The organism is Nocardiopsis yanglingensis, from assembly GCF_045809185.1.
Lineage (GTDB): Bacteria > Pseudomonadota > Gammaproteobacteria > Xanthomonadales > Xanthomonadaceae > Stenotrophomonas > Stenotrophomonas yanglingensis.
Genome location: NZ_JBJNRH010000011.1, coordinates 122166 through 140000, shown reverse-complemented (window position 1 = coordinate 140000; position 17835 = coordinate 122166). Strand labels below are relative to the sequence as shown.

The window sequence follows — 17835 nt, the reverse complement described above, 5'->3', positions numbered from 1 at the left end:
GGTGCCGGGCACAGCCCGGCCATCACGTGCCCACGTGCACCCGGTTCGCCTGCTCGGCCAGCCCCAGGTGGTCCAGCGCGATATCCAGCGCCAGCACATAGCTCTGCGCACCGTAACCAGCGGCGATGCCCAGGCGCTGGCCGACACCCGCCGGCAGGCACGGCTCGGCCACCGCGCCGTCGTCATGCACTTCCACGTAGGCGTTGTGCAGGTACGGCAGCAGCCGCTGCAGGCGCAGGCTGTTGGCACACGCACCCGGATCGAGCAGCGTCACCTCGCCGCGGCTGTGGTCGGCCACGCGCAGCGCATCCAGCAGTTCCTGTTCCGAGCCACAGGCACGGATCGCCACGCTGGTGCCGGCGTCGATCGCACGATGCACCAGCGACTTCAGGACCGGTGCCGGCAACGGCATTGCCGTGCGGATCAGCGCACCGGCCGCTTCCGGGCCACGGATGATGAAGATCGACATGGCTCAGCCCTCCTGTGCCAGGCGGCGGCCGACGATGGCCAACGACAACGGGTAACCGGCCTGCTGGCTGCGCTGGTCCACCACCACCGCGGCGGGGCCGTGCTGCAGCCGCAGGCGTGCATCCAGGCCGGGTTCGCTGGAGGCCTGCAGCTCGATGTACTGCGCCGGCAGCCGTTCCAGCGCCGCCTGCAGCGCGCCACCTTCGGCCTGCCATTGCGCGTCGTCGGCGGCGCCGACATCCAGCAGTACCCAGTCGGCCGAGCGCGCCTGCGGCTGGCACAGGCACTGGCGCACCTCGGACAGGCTGGCGCAGTCGCTGCACAGCACGCGATGGCCGGCCAGCTGCGCCGGCAGCTGCGGGCGCGGCGCCGACGAAGACGCGTGGCGGATCACCAGGAGGGTCATACAACACCTTGCGGAATGCGCCCTGTGGCGCGGTGGGCACACGATGCGCGTGCTGGCCGTAAAGGTGCGATGCCCGCTGCCGGGGCGCAGCGTAAAACCTGCGTAATCCTTCTTGTAGAGCCGAGCCCACGCTCGGCTGTGGACAACCGAAGCGCGAAGCGCAAGCCGAGCGTGGGCTCGGCTCTACAGGACGCCGGCACGGGAACCTCTTCGGCCCGGATGTGGTCTGATGCAGCTATCACTCAACCGGAGCCTGCCATGGACGCTGTTGCCCGCCCTCCCTTTTCCGAACGCGCGCTGGCCTGGCTGAAGAAGGAGGCGCTGCCGTTGCTGGTGATGCTTGGCCTGCTCGCCGCCGCCCGCGACACCCTGGCCAACCACTACGTGGTGCCCAGCGGCTCGATGCAGCCGACCCTGCAGCCCGGCGACCGGGTGGTGGTGGACATGCGAGCCTATGGCCTGCGCCTGCCGTTCACCAGCAAGGAACTGGTGTCCACCGGCACACCGCAGCGCGGCGAAGTGGCGGTGTTCGATTCGCCGGCCGACGGCACCCGGCTGATCAAGCGCGTGGCTGCAGTGGCCGGTGATCATGTGCAGCTGCGCGAAGGCCATCTGAGCATCAACGGCCAGCCGCTTCAGATCGCCGACCTGCAGGACGTGGAAGCTTTCGGCGAGCGCCATGCCAGCCTCGACCTGGACATGGGCGGCGGCCCGGACATCGCTGACCTGGTGGTGCCGGACGGCAAGGTACTGGTGCTGGGTGATCACCGCGGCAACAGCTTCGATGGCCGCTTCTTCGGCTTCGTCGACGCCGACAAGGTCTATGGCCGTGCGGTGGCGGTGTACTACCGCCGTGGCGATGGCTTCGAATGGCAGCGCCTGTAAGCTGAATTGATACTTCTGGTGTATCAATCCTGACCTATCAGGTTATGGATCGACTGGATGGACGGGCCTAGTCTGAGGCCCGTTCCCTCCCACCCCCGGCCGCCCCACCGGCCCATCGATCCCATGACTGGCGAAACCGTGGTGGCCGTCAAAGGCCGCCCCTCCACTGTCGATTCCATCGCCGAGACCCGCATCCAGCAGGGCACACCGGCCTTCCGCCGCACCGCGCTGGCGCTGTTCCTGGCCGGTTTCTCCACCTTCGGCCTGCTCTACACGGTGCAGCCGCTGCTGCCGGAGTTCAGCCGTCACTTCGGCGTGTCCGCCGCTGGCAGCGCGATGTCGTTGTCGCTGACCACCGGCACGCTGGCGGTGGCGATGCTGCTGGCCGGCCTGCTGTCCGATGCGGTCGGCCGTCGCCCGTTGATGATCGCTGCGCTGCTGGCCTCGGCCATGCTGTCGCTGAGCACCGCGCTGGTGGATGACTGGACCACGCTGCTGGTGTTGCGCACCCTGCTCGGCCTGGCGCTGAGCGGCGTGCCGGCGGTGGCGATGACCTACCTGGTCGAGGAAATGGACAGTCGCGCGCTGGGCCTGGCGATGGGCCTGTACATCGGTGGCAACGCCATCGGTGGCATGAGCGGGCGCCTGCTGGCCGGCATCATCGCCGACCATTGGGGCTGGCGATGGGGCATCGGCGTGGTCTCGATCATTGCCATCGCCAGTACCGTGCTGTTGTGGCTGCAGCTGCCACCGTCGCGGCACTTCCATGCACGTCGCGGCGGCCTGCGCCAATTGCCGTCGCGCTGGCGCACGCTGTTCGCCGACCCGGGCCTGCCGTGGCTGTTCGCTACCTCGTTCGTGCTGATGGGCGTGTTCGTCACCCTCTACAACTACCTGGGCTACCACCTGCTGGCGCCGCCGTACCATCTCAGCCAGACCGTGGTCGGCCTGATCTTCAGCGTCTATCTGGTGGGCACCTTTAGCTCGGCGTGGATGGGACAGCAGGCGACGCGTTACGGCCGCGGCCGCATCCTGTCGATCTCGTTCGCGTTGATCGGCGCCGGCATCGCGCTGCTGGCACTGCCGTGGCTGAGCACGATGGCGCTGGGTATCGCACTGGTGACCTTTGGCTTCTTCGGCGGCCACTCGGTGGCCAGCAGCTGGGTTGGCAGCCGTGCCGGCACGATGCGCGCGGAAGCGTCGGCGCTGTACCTGTTCGCCTATTACCTGGGTTCGAGCGTGCTGGGTGGTGTAGGCGGCCTGGCCTATGCGGCGTGGGACTGGCTGGGCGTGTGCCTGTTCGCCGCCGTGCTGACGTTGATCGGTGGTGGCATCGTCTGGGCGCTGCAGCAGCGCGCCCCGCAGCCGGTCACGGCGTGATCCAACGCGTACGGTAGTGCCGGCCGCTGGCCGGCAACCCCACCTGGCTTGGCATGCCGGCCGGCGGCCGGCAACCCCCCGGGGGGTGGGCGGGCCGCCCGGCGCCCGCCACTACCCGGGTGGGTTGCACCTCAGCCTCCGGCGAACGCCTCACGCAGCAGCCCGGCGAAGTTGCGGATCAGCGGCGTCACACCTTCGCGGTGCCACGCCAGCTGCACTTCCGAATGCGCACCGGCATCGGCCAGCGCCACGAAGCGCGCGCCTTCCACGCGGATGTGATCGCATGACGACGGCAGGATCGCCGCACCCAGGCCAGCAGCGGCCAGACTGATCAGCGTCGATGCCTCACCGGCCTCCTGCACGATGCGCGGTGTGAACCCGGCGGCCGCGCACAACGCGATCATGTGGTCATGGATGCCCGCACCGGCACTGCGCCGAAATGCTACGAACGGCTCCTGCGCGAAGTCGCGCAGCGACAACGTGCCCTGTTTCGACAGCCTGCGCAGGGAAGGGTGATCGGCATGCACGATCAACGCCAGCGGATCGACGAACAGGCTGTGCGCCACCAGTTCCGGCGGCAACGCGCGCTTGCGGATGATGCCCACGTCCAGTGAACCGTCGAGCAGCGCATCGATCTGCTGCAGGGTGTTCATCTCGCTCAGCTGCAGCCGCACCTGCGGGTACTGCTGGCGGTAGCGCAGGATCGAACGCGGAATCTGCGGCGACAGCGGCGTGGCGCGGGTCAGCCCGATGCGCAGCTCACCCTGTTCGCCGCGCTGCGCGCGCTGCACCTCGTCCACCGCCGTTTCCACCTGCTGCACGATGGCCCGCGCACGTTCCTGCAGCAGCTCACCGGCAGGCGTCAGCTGCACACGACGATGGCTGCGCACGAACAAGCGCGCACCGATCAGATCCTCCAGCTGGCGGATCTGCTGGCTGAGCGGCGGCTGCGACATACCCAACCGCTCCGCCGCCTGTCCGAAGTGCAGCGTATCGGCAACGGCAAGGAAGTAACGCAGATGGCGGAGTTCGATGGACATGGCGCCAGTTTATTCATCGTCAGCCGGAAATGAATCAGAGATGGGATCCGACCCCGTGCCGACCAACGGTCGGCACCCACCAACAGCAGCTGGCACCAACAGCAGCGGGAAACTGTCGAAGGCGGGGTGGGTCCGGTTGCGGGGGCGTGAGCCGCATGGATGCGGCGACCGAGCTTACATGGACGTACTTGCAGCGTCCCCCGCAACCGGATCCACCCCGCCATCCCACGGAATGCCCGCTTTTGACGTTGACGTTGACGTTGATTCGGCAGGTGCAGGGCGCAGCCCTGCCGAACACCCTCACCGCTCGGAATGCCCGCTCTGGTCGTAATCGCGCGGACTGAACAACTCCGGCTGGATCAGCTCGATGAACGCCCGCGCCTGCGCCGACAACGCCTTGCCGCGTCGCACGATCACCCCGTAGCTGCGCTCGGGGAACCAGCGCTTCATCGACCGCGCCGCCAACCGCTCGCGGTCAGCCTCGTTCAGGCACAGCGCCGGCACGATGGAAATGCCCATGCCCATCGCCACGTACTGCTTGATCACCTCCCAGCCGCCCACTTCCAGCGCCACGGTGTAGGCGATGCGGTGGCGCTGGAACACCTGGTCGACCAGCCGGTAGGTGATCTGCCGCTTCGGCGGCAGCACCAGCGGATAGCGCGCGATGTCGGCCAGCTCCAGTTCGCCGCCGCTGGCCAGCGGATGGTCGTGCGGCGCGATCAGCACCTGCTCGAAGCGGTAGGCCGGGGCGTAGCTGAGGTCGGCCGGCACATCGGTCATCGAACCAATCGCCAGGTCGGCGGCGTCCTCGCGCAGCAGGTCGGTGCCGTCGGCGCTGATCGCGTTGTGCAGGGTCAGGCGCACATCCGGATGATGCAGGCGGAAGCGTTCGACGATCTTCGGCAGCAGGTACAGGATGGTCGAGCTGTTGGCGGCGATGTTCAGCTCGCCCGCGTCCAGGCCGCGCACCTTGTCGCGGAACCGCGCCTCCAGCCCATCCAGGTTCTCCACCAGCGGCTGTGCCATTTCGTACAGCAGCTGGCCCTCGCGGCTGGGCACCAGGCGGCGCCCGCTGCGCTCGAACAGCGGCACTCCCAGTTCACGCTCCAGCGCCTGCAGCTGCAGGCTGATGGCCGGCTGGCTGACGAAAAGTGCCTCAGCTGCCCGTGAGACCGAGCCCAGGCGCACCGTCTGGCAGAACGCGCGCAAAGGCTTCAGCCGGTCGGATTTGTAGGAAAAACGCGGACTTGGCGGGGGGCGTGTGGTCATCGCGTCACAAGTATTAGCACAATTTATGTAGAACATTGCAAAAACTGTTTTGCCAAATAATCCGCTCCAGCGGCACCGTGGAGGCGTTCCCCCACCGCTGGAGTCGCCCCATGTCCGCCGTCGCTTCCGCTGTTCCCACCCCCGCCAGCAAGGCCACCCCCGGCATCGCCCTGGCGACCCGCGTGGCCGGCCAGGACACCCTGCTGCCGGCGCCGCTGCTGGCCCTGCTGGTGTCGCTGCACCGCGCGGTGGAACCGGGTCGGCAGGCACGGCTGCTGGCGCGCCGCGAGCGCCAGGCGTTCTTCGACCAGGGCGGCCTGCCGGACTTCCGCGAGGACACCACCGCGATCCGCAGCGGTGACTGGCGCGTGGCACCGCTGCCGGCCGCGCTGCAGGACCGCCGCGTCGAGATCACCGGCCCGACCGACCCGAAGATGGTCATCAACGCGCTGAACTCCGGCGCCAAGGTGTTCATGGCCGACTTCGAGGATTCGACCTCGCCGACCTGGCGCAACCTGCTGGCCGGGCAGCAGTCACTGGCCGCGGCAGTGCGCGGCGACCTCGAGTACACCGCGCCGGCATCCAACGGGAAGGCCGGCAAGCACTACACCCTGCGCCCGTTCGACGAACAGGCGGTCCTGATCGTGCGCCCGCGCGGCTGGCACCTGGACGAGAAGCACGTGCGCATCGATGGCCAGTTCATCGCCGGCGGCCTGTTCGACGCGGCGGTGTTCGCTTTCCACAACGCCCGCACCTTGCAGGCGAAGGACCGCGGCCCGTACTTCTACCTGCCCAAGCTGCAGAGCATGGAAGAGGCGGCGCTGTGGGAGACCGCGCTGTCGCACATTGAGGGCATGCTCGGCCTGCCGCACGGCCAGATCAAGGTGACCGTGCTGATCGAAACGCTGCCGGCCGTGTTCGAGATGGACGAGATCCTGCACGCGCTGCGTGACCGCATCGTCGGCCTGAACTGCGGGCGCTGGGACTACATCTTTTCGTACCTGAAGACCTTCCGCCGCCACGCCGACCGCGTGCTGCCCGAACGCGGCCAGGTGACCATGACCCAGCCGTTCCTGAAGGCGTATTCGGAACTGCTGATCCAGACCTGCCACCGCCGCGGTGCGCATGCGATGGGCGGCATGGCCGCGCAGATTCCGATCAACAACGATGCCGCCGCCAACGAACAGGCGATGGCACGGGTACGCGCCGACAAGCTGCGCGAGGTCACTGCCGGCCACGACGGTACCTGGGTGGCGCACCCGGCGCTGATTCCGGTGGCGATGGCGATCTTTGACGAGCACATGCCCGGTGCGAACCAGCACAGCGTGCTGCGCCAGGATGTGCGCGTGGGCCGCGACGAACTGATCGCGCGGCCGCCGGGCACCATCACCCGTGCCGGCTTTGAGGGCAACGTGGAAGTCTGCGTGCGCTATCTGGCGGCGTGGCTGGATGGCAACGGCTGCGTGCCGATCCACCACCTGATGGAGGACGCGGCCACCGCCGAGATCAGCCGCAGCCAGCTGTGGCAGTGGCTGCATACGCCGGGCCAGCAACTGGACGATGGCACTGCGATCGATCTGGCGCTGCTGGATTCCACCCTTTCGCAGCTGCCGGCACGGCTGGGCGATACCAGCGCGCTGCCCGGTGGCGCACGCATCGGCGAGGCCATCGCCCTGCTTGGCGAACTGAGCCGCAGCGAAGAACTGACCGATTTCCTGACCCTGCCGGCCTACGCGCGCATCGACTGATCGCCGCCCGCATATCCCGCTGTTTCCCTCCCCGCTGCACGCACGAACCGAACTGGAGAAAGACATGAGCAAGCTGCCCACTGCCGAACAGATCCAGCACGACTGGGATACCAACCCGCGTTGGGAAGGCATCCAGCGCAACTACAGCGCCGCCGACGTGGTGCGCCTGCGCGGCACCGTCCACATCGAGCATTCGCTGGCCCGCCTGGGTGCGGAGAAGCTGTGGGCGTCGCTGCATGAGCGCGAGTTCGTCAACGCGCTGGGTGCACTGACCGGCAACCAGGCGATGCAGCAGGTCAAGGCCGGCCTGAAGGCGATCTACCTGTCCGGTTGGCAGGTGGCGGCCGACGCCAACCTGGCCGGGCAGATGTATCCGGACCAGTCGCTGTACCCGGCCGATTCGGTGCCGGCAGTGGTCAAGCGCATCAACAACACGCTGCTGCGCGCCGACCAGCTGCACCACGCCGAAGGCAAGGATGACATCGACTTCCTGCAGCCGATCGTGGCCGATGCCGAAGCCGGTTTCGGCGGCGTGCTCAACGCCTTCGAACTGATGAAGGCGATGATCGAGGCCGGTGCCGCCGGCGTGCATTTCGAAGACCAGCTGGCCTCGGTGAAGAAGTGCGGCCACATGGGCGGCAAGGTGCTGGTGCCGACCCGCGAGGCGATCGAGAAGCTCAACGCTGCGCGCCTGGCTGCCGACGTGCTGGGCGTGCCGACCCTGCTGGTGGCGCGTACCGATGCCGAAGCCGCCGATCTGCTGACCAGCGACATCGATGGCAATGACAAGCCATTCGCCACCGGCGAGCGCACGGTGGAAGGCTTCTACAAGACCCGCAACGGCCTGGACCAGGCGATCAGCCGTGGCCTGGCCTACGCGCCCTACGCCGACCTGGTGTGGTGTGAAACCGGCAAGCCGGACCTGGAGTTCGCACGCAAGTTCGCCGAGGCGATCCATGCCAAGTTCCCGGGCAAGCTGCTGGCCTACAACTGCTCGCCCAGCTTCAACTGGAAGAAGAACCTGGATGACGCCACGATTGCGAAGTTCCAGCGCGAACTGGGCAGCTACGGCTACAAGTTCCAGTTCATCACCCTGGCTGGTTTCCATGCGCTGAACTACGGCATGTTCAATCTGGCCCACGGCTACGCACGCCGCCAGATGAGCGCGTTCGTCGAGTTGCAGGAAGCCGAGTTCGAAGCGGCCGAGCGCGGCTTCACCGCGGTCAAGCACCAGCGCGAGGTCGGCACCGGCTACTTCGATGCGGTGACCCAGGCGATCCAGCAGGGCCAGTCGTCGACCACCGCGCTGACCGGCTCGACCGAGGAAGAACAGTTCCACGGCGGGCGCAGCGAACGCGCTGCGTGATGCGGTAGTGCCGGCCGCTGGCCGGCAACCACAGGATGCTCCGGGCGTCGCACCGCAGCCGGCCAGCGGCCGGCGCTACCGAAGCTTCGGAATCCGATCAGGGTGGCCAGGGAAGGGCCAGACAACGCCGGCCGGTCGGGGGACCTGCCGGCGTTGTTGTATCGATGCAAGGGTGCAGCGCGCAGCCAGCGTCAATCAGGCGCACCCCGGGCCCCGGCAACTTGGCCGAAACCCTGTGAAACCCGGCATCGGATTGATCCAGCAGGGGTTTTGCCCGGACACCCGTGACCAGAACGGGCCACCACCGATCTTCACATCAATCAAGATCGGCAGAAGGCTCAAAATGAGATAGGGCGCACACTTTAAAGCGGTGCTATGCTCCGCGGCTCACCAGGGGACGCTGGCGGCGGGTGCAGGGAATGACCGGCAGGGGTGCGGCCGAGAACAGTGATGTGACGACAGGTATCGCCCGGGTGGCGATGGCCGAGATCGTGCACGCGCTGCTGTCCGCTGCCGAGGTGGCATTGTTCGCCAGATATGCCCGTCCATGCAAGCTTCATGCCGGACAGTGGTTGTTCCAGCGTGGCCATCGCGGCGAACGGATGTACGTGATCCTCGAAGGCCAGATCGAACTGGACTTCGGCGAAGACCTGGTGATCAAGACCCTCGGCCAGCATGAGTTCTTCGGTGAGCTTGGCCTGCTGGTCGGCGACCACCTGCGCAGCGCCAGTGCCCGTGCGCTGGCCGACTGCGAAGTGCTCGAGCTGGGCCCGGCCGACTTCCATCGCCTGGTCGAATCCGATCCTGGCCTGGTCGCCTATTTCCTGCGCCGCACGATCATGCGCGTGCTGACCAACGAGCAGGCGCTGATCAGCCAGCTGCGCCGGCGCAACCATGATCTGGAAACCGCGCTGGACAACCTGTACATCACCACCCACCAGTTGACCCACACCCGTGAACTGGTGCGTACCGATGAACTGACCGGGCTGCACAACCGCCGCGGCCTTACGCTGTACCTGCAGGAATGCCGCGCCGATGGCGAAGGGTTGCCGCAGGCCCTGCTGCTGATCGACTGCGACCGCTTCAAGCAGATCAATGATCGTCACGGCCACCAGGCCGGCGACCGTGTGCTGCAGAGCATGGGCAACATCCTGCGTTCGATGGCCGGTGAGCAGGACCTGGCCTGCCGCCTCGGCGGCGATGAGTTCTGCCTGATCCTGCGCCGTGGCAACCATGAGATCGTGCAGCACGCGGCCGAGTTCATCCTCAGCGCGGTGCATGGCCTGCTCGAACGCAGTCATGGCACGCCGCATGTCAGCCTGGTCAGCATCGGTGCCAGCCTGCTGGCGCCGGAGGCAGGCTGGAGCGAGTGGTATGCCTGTGCGGATCGTGCGCTGTACCAGGCCAAGCGCGACGGCGGCAACTGCCTGCGCTGGGTGGATGCAGCGGATACACCTTGATCGGGAGAGTCAGGCGATGAATGGCGACAACGGAACGTCGACGCCGCACAACCAGCAACTGCGCGCGCTGTTGTTCACCGATCTGTGCGACTCCCTGCTGCTGGTCGAACGCATCGGCGATGTCGCTGCCGCCGAACTGTTCCAGGAACACGACCGGCTGGTGCTGGCGCTGCAGCAGCGCTGGAACGGCCAGTTGATCGACCGTTCCGATGGATTGTTCATGCTGTTCGAGCGCCCGATCGACGCGCTTGGGTTCGCCCTGGATTACCAGCGTGGCCTGCAGCCGCTGGGGCAGGGACACGAGATCCATCTGCAGGCGCGGGCCGGTCTGCATGTGGGCGATGTGCTCACCTGGGAGAACAGCGCCGAGGCAGTGCGGGCTGGCGCCAAGGCGATTGAAGTCGAAGGCCTGGCCAAGCCGACGGCTGCGCGCCTGATGCAGCTGGCGCGACCGGGCCAGATCCTGCTTTCGGCGGTGGCCGAATCCATCGTGCGCCGCTCCAGCGGATCGCTGGGCGCGATGGCCGAAGGCCTGCAATGGCGATCGTTCGGGCGCTGGCGCTTCAAGGGCGTGAGCCAGCCGGCCGAAGTCTACGGCGTACAGGCGGCGGGCATGCCCACGCCGGGACGGCTGCGGCACACGGCCAAGGCCCGGCGTGATCTGCCGTTGTGGCGCCGCCCACTGGCGATGGCGGCGCAGGCCGCCGTGCTGCTCGCCGCCGTGCTCGGCGTCTGGCTGCTGACCCGGCCGCAACCGGCCATCGCGTTCGCCGAACGCGATTGGGTGGTGCTCGGCGGGCTGCATAATCTCACCGGCAATCGCCTGCTCGATGACGCCCTGGACCAGGCGTTCCGGATCAGTCTCGAACAGTCCCGCTACGTCAACGTCGTCAGTGACGACCGCGTCGGCCGCACCCTTGAGATGATGCGGAAACCACTGGATGGCGGCGTCCGCGAACGCGGCGATGCCGCCGCTGTAGCAGTGCGCACGGGCGCCCGCCTGGTGTTCGTGCCATCGGCTACCGATGTCGGCGGCCGCACCCGCTTCAGCGTGGAGGTGATCGAGCCGTCGACGCTGCGCACCCTGGCCGTGGTATCTGCCGATGCGAAGGCGGGTGCCGTACTGGCGGCGGTGGACGATGTTTCGCGCCAGCTGCGTGATCGCCTCGGCGAAGAGCCTGCACTGATCCAGCGCGACAGCCAATCCCTGCCGGAGGTGACCACGGGCAGCATGGATGCGCTGCGTGCGTTTGCCTTGGGCCAGAAGCGCTACGTGCGCGGTGACTACAAGGGAGCGTTGGCGTTCTACCAGCAGGCCACGGAAATCGATCCAGAATTCGCACTGGCATGGCTGGGACAGACTCGCAGCCATTTCGCGGATGCGGATTTCTCCCGTGCCGCCAGCGTGTTGAAGAAGGCACAGCAATGGTCGCGGCATCTGACCACACGTGAAGCGCTCTACGTGCGCAACTGGACACTTCATCTGGGCGACCCGGACCGCGCAACCGATGGATGGATGCAGATGGCCGAGTTGTATCCGGACTATCTGCCGGCTGCGAACAATGCTGCGATCAGTCTCTATTGCGAGAACCGCTTCAGCGAAGCGCTGCCGCTGGCGCAACGCGTTGCGATGAGCCAGGTCGATCTATTGGGCGTTGGCCAGGATCAGTACGGACGCATCCTGCTGGCAATGGGGCGGTTCGATGAAGCAGACCGCGCGCTTTCCGTTGCAGCGGCCAGCGGCTGGCAGGGAGCACTGATGCGACAGGCGACCGTTGCAGCAGCGCGAGGCGACCTGGCACGGTCCCTGGGCTTGTTGCAGAAGATCGAGGCCAGCGACTATCACGCCGACAACATCCGCATTTCCGTCCAGCTGGACAAGGGTGACATTCAGGCCGCGCTGTGGAATGCCGAGCGCGGCATGAAGCGGAGCTACGCCATGCCCGGTGTTGACCGCTTCAACTTCTATGTTCCCCTGGCCGTCGCGCGATTGCAGGCGGGCCAGCATTCAAGCGTCGGGCCGCTGCTGGATGAGGCGATCCATCGGACATTCGAAGGCATCGAATCGGTTCCCGTGGTCGATGCCGTTGATCGTATCGTCACCGCCCAGGCCGCGGCACTTGTAGGGTTGCGCATGGGGGACGCCCGCTACGCCAGGCAGGTCGAGCGTCGCTGGGCTTCGTTGCAGAGAAAGCCGGAAAGCGCCGTCATCCGCGAATTCGATGCTGTGCTGGGCGCGGAGAGGCTGCGCGCATCAGGTAAACCGCTGCAGGCACTCCAGCTGCTCGAACCCTATCTGGGTGCTCGCTCGCGGGTGCAATCGCGGGTCGCGGCGATGAAGGCGGCCCGCGATGCGGGCTTGGATGCCCAGATGCTCGACCAGAAGCGTTGGCTGGCCTCCAACCCGGGCCTTGCGTACGCGGAGATCGAATGCAGTTACTGCCTGCAGGCGATGAACGTGCTGGATGTGCGCGAGGCTGCCCGGCCTTTGCCCGCAGCGGAGACCAGGCCCGAAGGGTGAGCGGTTCTCAGCGGAGCGTACGCGGGGAATTACCTGTGTTGCCGTTCTCGAGCATCGGCACGGTGTAGGCCGTTCCACTGGACAGCATTGCGACGATCTGCGCGTGTGCCTGCTCGATGACGGCCTTGTCCGCCAGCTCGATGGAGGCACAGCACATGGCGACGAACTGGCTCAGCTCGGCCGGATCTGCAGGAACGTGGCCGGCTTCCAGCAACGCCGCCTGCGGCGACTGGGTGAAGCGGCCGCGGAATGCGTCATCGGTGGCGAGCAGGTTCACAAGATTCTGCGCGACGGCAGGTTCCAGCTGCAGGGTGGGCATGGTGGGGTCCGGAAACGTCGGTGTGGAACCTTGATGTCGGCGCAGAGCAGCGCTTCTTGAGTGAGCGACGCGCTGCCATCAAGGAATCGCGGTATCGCTCGATAACGTGGCAGGAATATCCAAAGGAAGGAACATGCAGGTCAGGCGCTGTTCGGTACTGATGATGGAGCTGCGGGAAACGGTGACGTTCGACCTGCAGGGCCTGATGCAGGGCGGTGATGGGCTTTGTCGCAGGCAGGCGTGGCTCGCGCTCGCGCCGCACCTGCCCGAGCCGGTCGAACTCGATGCCGGGCAGCAGGCCTGGCTGGGTCGGCTCAGCCCCAGCGCGTGGCAGGAGCTCACGGCGGACAGCGAGGAGGCGGGCATGGTGCCGCCCCTGCAGCAGGCAGGGCTGGTGTTTGTCCAGGGCAGCGCGACGGATGCAGCGTCGATTGCCGACGAGGCATTGCGCTCGACCTACTGGCACCCGCTTGCTGCCGTGCTGCATGCATTCTCGCGCTGGGATGGGGTGGATGCCGTCGGCAACATGCGCGCATCCAGGACCGAGACGGCCGTGCAGATGCGTGAAACACTGGGAGCGCCGCCTGCAACCACCGTGTCACGTTGCAGCGAAGGCGCCATTGCGTTGCCCAGGGCCGAGCCTGCAGCCTTCGACACGCTGCTGGCCCGTCGCGCAACCTGTCGCAACTTCGACTGGCAGCGACCGCTGCCGCTGCCGATGCTGGCGCGGATGTTGCAGCGGACCTTCGGCAGTACCGGAGAACACCGTGTCGGCGAGGACCTGGTGTTCATGAAGAAGAACGTGCCCTCCGGTGGTGGCCTGCATCCCATCGAGGCCTATCTGGTGGTGCAGCACGTCGAAGGGCTGCCGGCGGGCCTGTATCACTATCGTGGCGATACCCATGTGCTGGAGCCGGTGGTCTCGGACAGCGAGGTGGACCGTGACTTCGTGATGGAAGTCGTGGGCCAGCAGCACTGGTTTGCCGATGCGCATGTGCTGGTGATCCTGGCGCCGCGCTTCGACCGTACATTCTGGAAGTATCGCCAGCACGCGAAAAGCTACCGTGTCATCGCCCTTGAGGCGGGGCATCTGTCCCAGACACTGTATCTGGCCGCGACCGACGATGGCCTGGGTGCGTTCATCACTGCGGCGATCAACGAGAAAGCAATCGAGCGTGCCCTTTCCTTGGATCCCGTCACCGATGGCGTGCTCGCTGTGTGCGGCTTCGGCTGGCGCGCCGCGACGATGACCACGACAGAGCTGGACCCGGCCGGCGTGATCTGGAACCTCGAAGACCGCGCGGGCTGACCCCGCGCGGCCTCTGCTGCATCACGCCGCTTCGAAGTCCACCAGTACTGCTCCGTCACCCACCTGGTCGCCGGCCTTGGCGCGGTAGCCCTTCACCGTGCCATCGGCCGGTGCCTGCAGGGTGTGCTCCATCTTCATCGCTTCCAGCACCACCAGCGGAGTGCCGCGCTTGACCTCGGTGCCGGCCGCGACCAGTGTCGCGACGATCTTGCCCGGCATCGGCGCCAGCAGGCTTCCCGCGTCGGCCACCGAATTGTCTGATTCGCCCACCGGATCGTGCAGGGTGAAGCGGTGCTGGCCATCGGCGCCGAACAGATACAACTGATCGCCTTCGCGCAGCAGCTGCAGTGACCAGCGGCGCTCGCCCAACTGCACCGACAGGCGCTGCGCATCGGCCGTGCCGATTACCTGAACCGGCGCGGCGTCATCGCGCTGCACGCGCCAGCCATCGGCCTGTGCCCACACGTTCAGCGTGTGCTTGCGTTCGCCCTGCTGCAGCGGCAGCACGCGCGGTGCCGAGGCGCCGAGGCGCCAGCCATCCTGGGCCTGCCACGGCGAATGCGGGTCGCGCGCGTCGGTGCTGGCGCCCGCAGTGCTGGTAACAGCGGCCACGGCGGCCAGCTGCCACAGGGCATCATCCGTGTCGCCCACTGCACTCAATGCCGCCTGTTCGCGTTCGATCAGCGCGGTATCCAGTCTGGCGTGCGCGAACGAATCGGTGTTCACCAAGCGGCGCAGGAAGCCGGCATTGGTGGTCACGCCCACTACCTGGCAGTCGGCCAGGGCCTGGCTCATGCGGCGCAGCGCGGCATCGCGGTCCACGTCCCAGACGATCAGCTTGGCAATCATCGGATCGTAGTACGGGGTGATGCTGTCGCCTTCCTCCACGCCGGTATCCACGCGCACATGGGCCGACGGCGTGGGCAGGCGCAGACGGCGCAGGGTGCCGGTGGAGGGCAGGAAGCCGCGGTCGGCATCTTCTGCGTACAGCCGCGCCTCGATGGCGTGGCCGTGGATCGCGAGCTGCTCCTGGCGCAGTGGCAGCGGCTGGCCCGAGGCCACGCGAAGCTGCCACTCCACCAGATCGGTGCCAGTGATGTACTCGGTCACCGGGTGTTCGACCTGCAGGCGGGTGTTCATTTCCATGAAGTAGAAATCGCCGTCCGGGCCGGCGATGAACTCCACCGTGCCGGCACCGACGTAGCCCACCGCACGCGCGGCATCAACTGCGGCCTTGCCCATCGCAGCACGACGTTCCGCGCTCATGCCCGGGGCCGGCGCTTCTTCCAGCACCTTCTGGTGGCGGCGCTGCACCGAGCAGTCGCGCTCGAACAGGTAGACCGCCTCACCGTGGCTGTCGCCGAACACCTGGATCTCGATATGGCGCGGGCGCTCAACGTATTTCTCGACCAGCACGTGGTCGTTGCCGAACGCCGAGGCCGCCTCGCGCTGGCAGCTGGCCAGCGCATCGACGAAGTCCTCGCTGCGTTCGACCTTGCGCATGCCCTTGCCACCGCCACCGGCGCTGGCCTTGATCAGCACCGGGTAGCCGATGCCGTCTGCCTGCGCGCGCAGGAAGTCCGGCGCCTGCTGGTCACCGTGGTAGCCCGGGGTCAGCGGTACACCGGCCTTGGCCATCAGCGCCTTGGCCGCGCTCTTGTCGCCCATCGCGCGGATGGCGCTGGCCGGCGGCCCGATGAAGGTGATGCCGGCGGCGGCGCAGGCATCGGCGAAGTCGGCATTCTCGGACAGGAAGCCGTAACCGGGGTGGATCGCCTGCGCGCCGGTCAGGCGTGCGGCGTCGAGCAGGGCACCGCCGCGCAGGTAGCTCTCACGCGCGGCGGCAGGTCCAATGTGGATGGCTTCGTCGGCCAGCCGGACATGGCGCGCATTGCGGTCGGCATCGGAGTACACCGCCACGGTGGCGATGCCGAGGCGGCGGCAGGTGGCGATGACGCGGCAGGCGATCTCGCCGCGGTTGGCGATCAGGACTTTGGTGAACATGGCAACGGGCTTCATGGGAGCGTGCTCGGTCATGGCATGGATTACATGCGGAACACGCCGAAGCGCGTCTGCTGCGGGGCGGCGTTGAGGCTGGCCGACAGCGCCAGGGCCAGCACCCGGCGGGTGTCGGCCGGATCGATCACGCCGTCGTCCCACAGGCGCGCGCTGGCGTAGTACGGGTGGCCCTGCTGCTCGAACTGGTCGCGGATCGGTGCCTTGAACGCATCTTCTTCCGCTGCCGGCCACTGCCCGCCCTTGGCTTCGATGCCATCGCGCTTGACCGTGGCCAGCACGCTGGCGGCCTGTTCGCCGCCCATCACGCCGATGCGTGCGTTCGGCCACATCCACAGGAAGTTCGGCGAGTACGCACGGCCGCACATGCCGTAGTTGCCGGCGCCGAACGAACCGCCGATGACCACGGTGAACTTCGGCACCTTGGCGCAGGCCACGGCCATCACCAGCTTGGCCCCGTCCTTGGCGATGCCGCCCTGTTCGTACTTGCGGCCGACCATGAAGCCGGTGATGTTCTGCAGGAACACCAGCGGGATGTTGCGCTGGGTGCACAGCTCGATGAAGTGCGCGCCCTTCAGTGCCGACTCGGAGAACAGGATGCCGTTGTTGGCGATGATGCCGATCGGGTAGCCGTTCAGATGCGCGAAGCCGGTCACCAGCGTTGCGCCGTAGCGCGGCTTGAATTCATCGAAGCGTGAGCCATCGACAAGGCGTGCGATCACTTCGCGCACGTCGTAGGGCTTGCGCGTGTCGGCCGGGATCACGCCATATAGATCGTGCGCCGGCAGAAGTGGTTCTTCGCTGGCCTGCACCGCCATCGCCGGCTCCGGCTTGCGCCAGTTCAGTTGCGCGATGATCGCGCGCACCCGCGCCAGCGCCTGCAGGTCGTTGTCGGCCATGTGGTCGGCTACGCCGGAGATGCGCGTGTGCACGTCGGCACCGCCGAGCTCTTCCGCGCTCACCACTTCACCGGTGGCGGCCTTCACCAGCGGCGGACCGCCCAGGAAGATCGTGCCCTGTTCGCGCACGATCACCGTCTCGTCGCTCATTGCCGGCACATAGGCGCCGCCGGCGGTGCAGCTGCCCATCACGCAGGCGATCTGCGGGATGCCCTGCGCGGACAGGTTGGCCTGGTTGTAGAAGATGCGGCCGAAATGATCGCGGTCGGGGAAGACTTCGTCCTGCAGCGGCAGGAACGCGCCACCCGAATCGACCAGGTAGATGCACGGCAGATGGTTCTGCTCGGCGATCTCCTGCGCGCGCAGGTGCTTCTTCACCGTCATCGGGTAGTAGGTGCCGCCCTTGACCGTGGCGTCGTTGGCCACGATCACGCATTCCACGCCGCTTACGCGGCCGATGCCGGCCACCACGCCCGCAGCGGGCACGGCGTCGTCGTACATGCCATGCGCGGCCAGCGGCGCGATTTCCAGGAAGGCGCTGCCGGGGTCGAGCAGGGCGTCGATGCGATCACGCACCAGCAGCTTGCCGCGTGCGGTGTGCTTGGCGCGTGCGGCCTCGCTGCCACCCAGCGCGGTGCGCGCCAGGGTGGCATGCAGGTCGTCAACCACGGCCTGCATGGCCGCGCGGTTGCTTTCAAAGGTTTCGCTGCCCGGTTGCAGCTGGCTGTTCAGGACGGTCATCGCGGTGG

Annotated in this window: 14 protein-coding genes; 7 read left to right on the top strand and 7 right to left on the bottom strand. The window is 67.2% G+C overall.

Features of this window, described 5'->3' with window-relative positions; genetic code table 11:
• Nucleotides 1-22: 22 nt before the first annotated feature.
• Nucleotides 23-469, bottom strand: a complete 447-nt coding sequence (locus ACJ7C5_RS15365) for a 3-dehydroquinate dehydratase (RefSeq protein ID WP_004153636.1) — start codon at nt 467-469, stop codon at nt 23-25.
• A 3-nt stretch (nt 470-472) separates the two neighbouring features.
• The gene (locus ACJ7C5_RS15360) at nt 473-874 is read right to left on the bottom strand and encodes a hypothetical protein (RefSeq protein WP_412704373.1); all 402 of its coding nucleotides are present in this window, start codon (nt 872-874) and stop codon (nt 473-475) included.
• A 258-nt stretch (nt 875-1132) separates the two neighbouring features.
• Between ACJ7C5_RS15360 and lepB the strand changes: the two genes are divergently transcribed.
• Together lepB and ACJ7C5_RS15350 are read left to right on the top strand one after the other, a co-directional pair.
• Complete coding sequence (gene lepB / locus ACJ7C5_RS15355; RefSeq protein WP_412704372.1) at nt 1133-1759, top strand: signal peptidase I; 627 nt, start codon at nt 1133-1135, stop codon at nt 1757-1759.
• 123 nt (nt 1760-1882) lie between these two features.
• Nucleotides 1883-3139: an MFS transporter gene (locus ACJ7C5_RS15350; protein WP_412704371.1), complete on the top strand. Its 1257-nt coding sequence runs from the start codon at nt 1883-1885 to the stop codon at nt 3137-3139.
• A 131-nt stretch (nt 3140-3270) separates the two neighbouring features.
• Here ACJ7C5_RS15350 and ACJ7C5_RS15345 read toward each other — a convergent pair whose 3' ends face one another.
• A complete protein-coding gene (locus tag ACJ7C5_RS15345) occupies nt 3271-4179 on the bottom strand; it encodes a LysR family transcriptional regulator (RefSeq protein WP_412704370.1) in 909 nt (302 codons plus the stop codon).
• A 300-nt stretch (nt 4180-4479) separates the two neighbouring features.
• Nucleotides 4480-5448 (bottom strand): LysR family transcriptional regulator, encoded by a 969-nt coding sequence (locus tag ACJ7C5_RS15340; RefSeq protein ID WP_012509737.1) that lies wholly within the window; start codon nt 5446-5448, stop codon nt 4480-4482.
• A gap of 110 nt (nt 5449-5558) precedes the next feature.
• On the opposite strand from ACJ7C5_RS15340, the gene aceB reads away from it, so the two are divergent.
• From aceB to ACJ7C5_RS15320, 4 genes are all read left to right on the top strand, one after another.
• Entirely contained in the window at nt 5559-7196 is a 1638-nt protein-coding gene (gene aceB, locus ACJ7C5_RS15335) for a malate synthase A (RefSeq protein ID WP_412704369.1), read from the top strand.
• Between the two features lie 64 nt (nt 7197-7260).
• Nucleotides 7261-8562: an isocitrate lyase gene (gene aceA / locus ACJ7C5_RS15330; RefSeq protein ID WP_004153647.1), complete on the top strand. Its 1302-nt coding sequence runs from the start codon at nt 7261-7263 to the stop codon at nt 8560-8562.
• A 419-nt stretch (nt 8563-8981) separates the two neighbouring features.
• Complete coding sequence (locus ACJ7C5_RS15325; RefSeq protein ID WP_412704368.1) at nt 8982-10022, top strand: GGDEF domain-containing protein; 1041 nt, start codon at nt 8982-8984, stop codon at nt 10020-10022.
• Nucleotides 10023-10038: 16 nt separating this feature from the next.
• On the top strand, nt 10039-12543 hold the full coding sequence (locus tag ACJ7C5_RS15320; RefSeq protein ID WP_412704367.1) for a putative peptide modification system cyclase: 2505 nt from the start codon (nt 10039-10041) through the stop codon (nt 12541-12543).
• Between the two features lie 7 nt (nt 12544-12550).
• On the opposite strand, the gene ACJ7C5_RS15315 is transcribed toward ACJ7C5_RS15320, so the two are convergent.
• On the bottom strand, nt 12551-12862 hold the full coding sequence (locus ACJ7C5_RS15315; RefSeq protein ID WP_262231088.1) for an NHLP-related RiPP peptide: 312 nt from the start codon (nt 12860-12862) through the stop codon (nt 12551-12553).
• Between the two features lie 133 nt (nt 12863-12995).
• Here ACJ7C5_RS15315 and ACJ7C5_RS15310 point away from each other — a divergent pair, with 133 nt between their 5' ends.
• Nucleotides 12996-14171: a putative peptide maturation dehydrogenase gene (locus ACJ7C5_RS15310; RefSeq protein ID WP_106466756.1), complete on the top strand. Its 1176-nt coding sequence runs from the start codon at nt 12996-12998 to the stop codon at nt 14169-14171.
• Between the two features lie 21 nt (nt 14172-14192).
• Here the strand turns inward: ACJ7C5_RS15310 and ACJ7C5_RS15305 are convergent, their stop codons facing one another.
• Both ACJ7C5_RS15305 and ACJ7C5_RS15300 read right to left on the bottom strand, forming a co-directional pair.
• Nucleotides 14193-16175, bottom strand: coding sequence for an acetyl/propionyl/methylcrotonyl-CoA carboxylase subunit alpha (locus ACJ7C5_RS15305; protein ID WP_412704366.1), 1983 nt, complete (start codon nt 16173-16175; stop codon nt 14193-14195).
• 41 nt (nt 16176-16216) lie between these two features.
• Nucleotides 16217-17827, bottom strand: coding sequence for a carboxyl transferase domain-containing protein (locus ACJ7C5_RS15300; protein ID WP_412704365.1), 1611 nt, complete (start codon nt 17825-17827; stop codon nt 16217-16219).
• Nucleotides 17828-17835 lie beyond the last annotated feature (8 nt).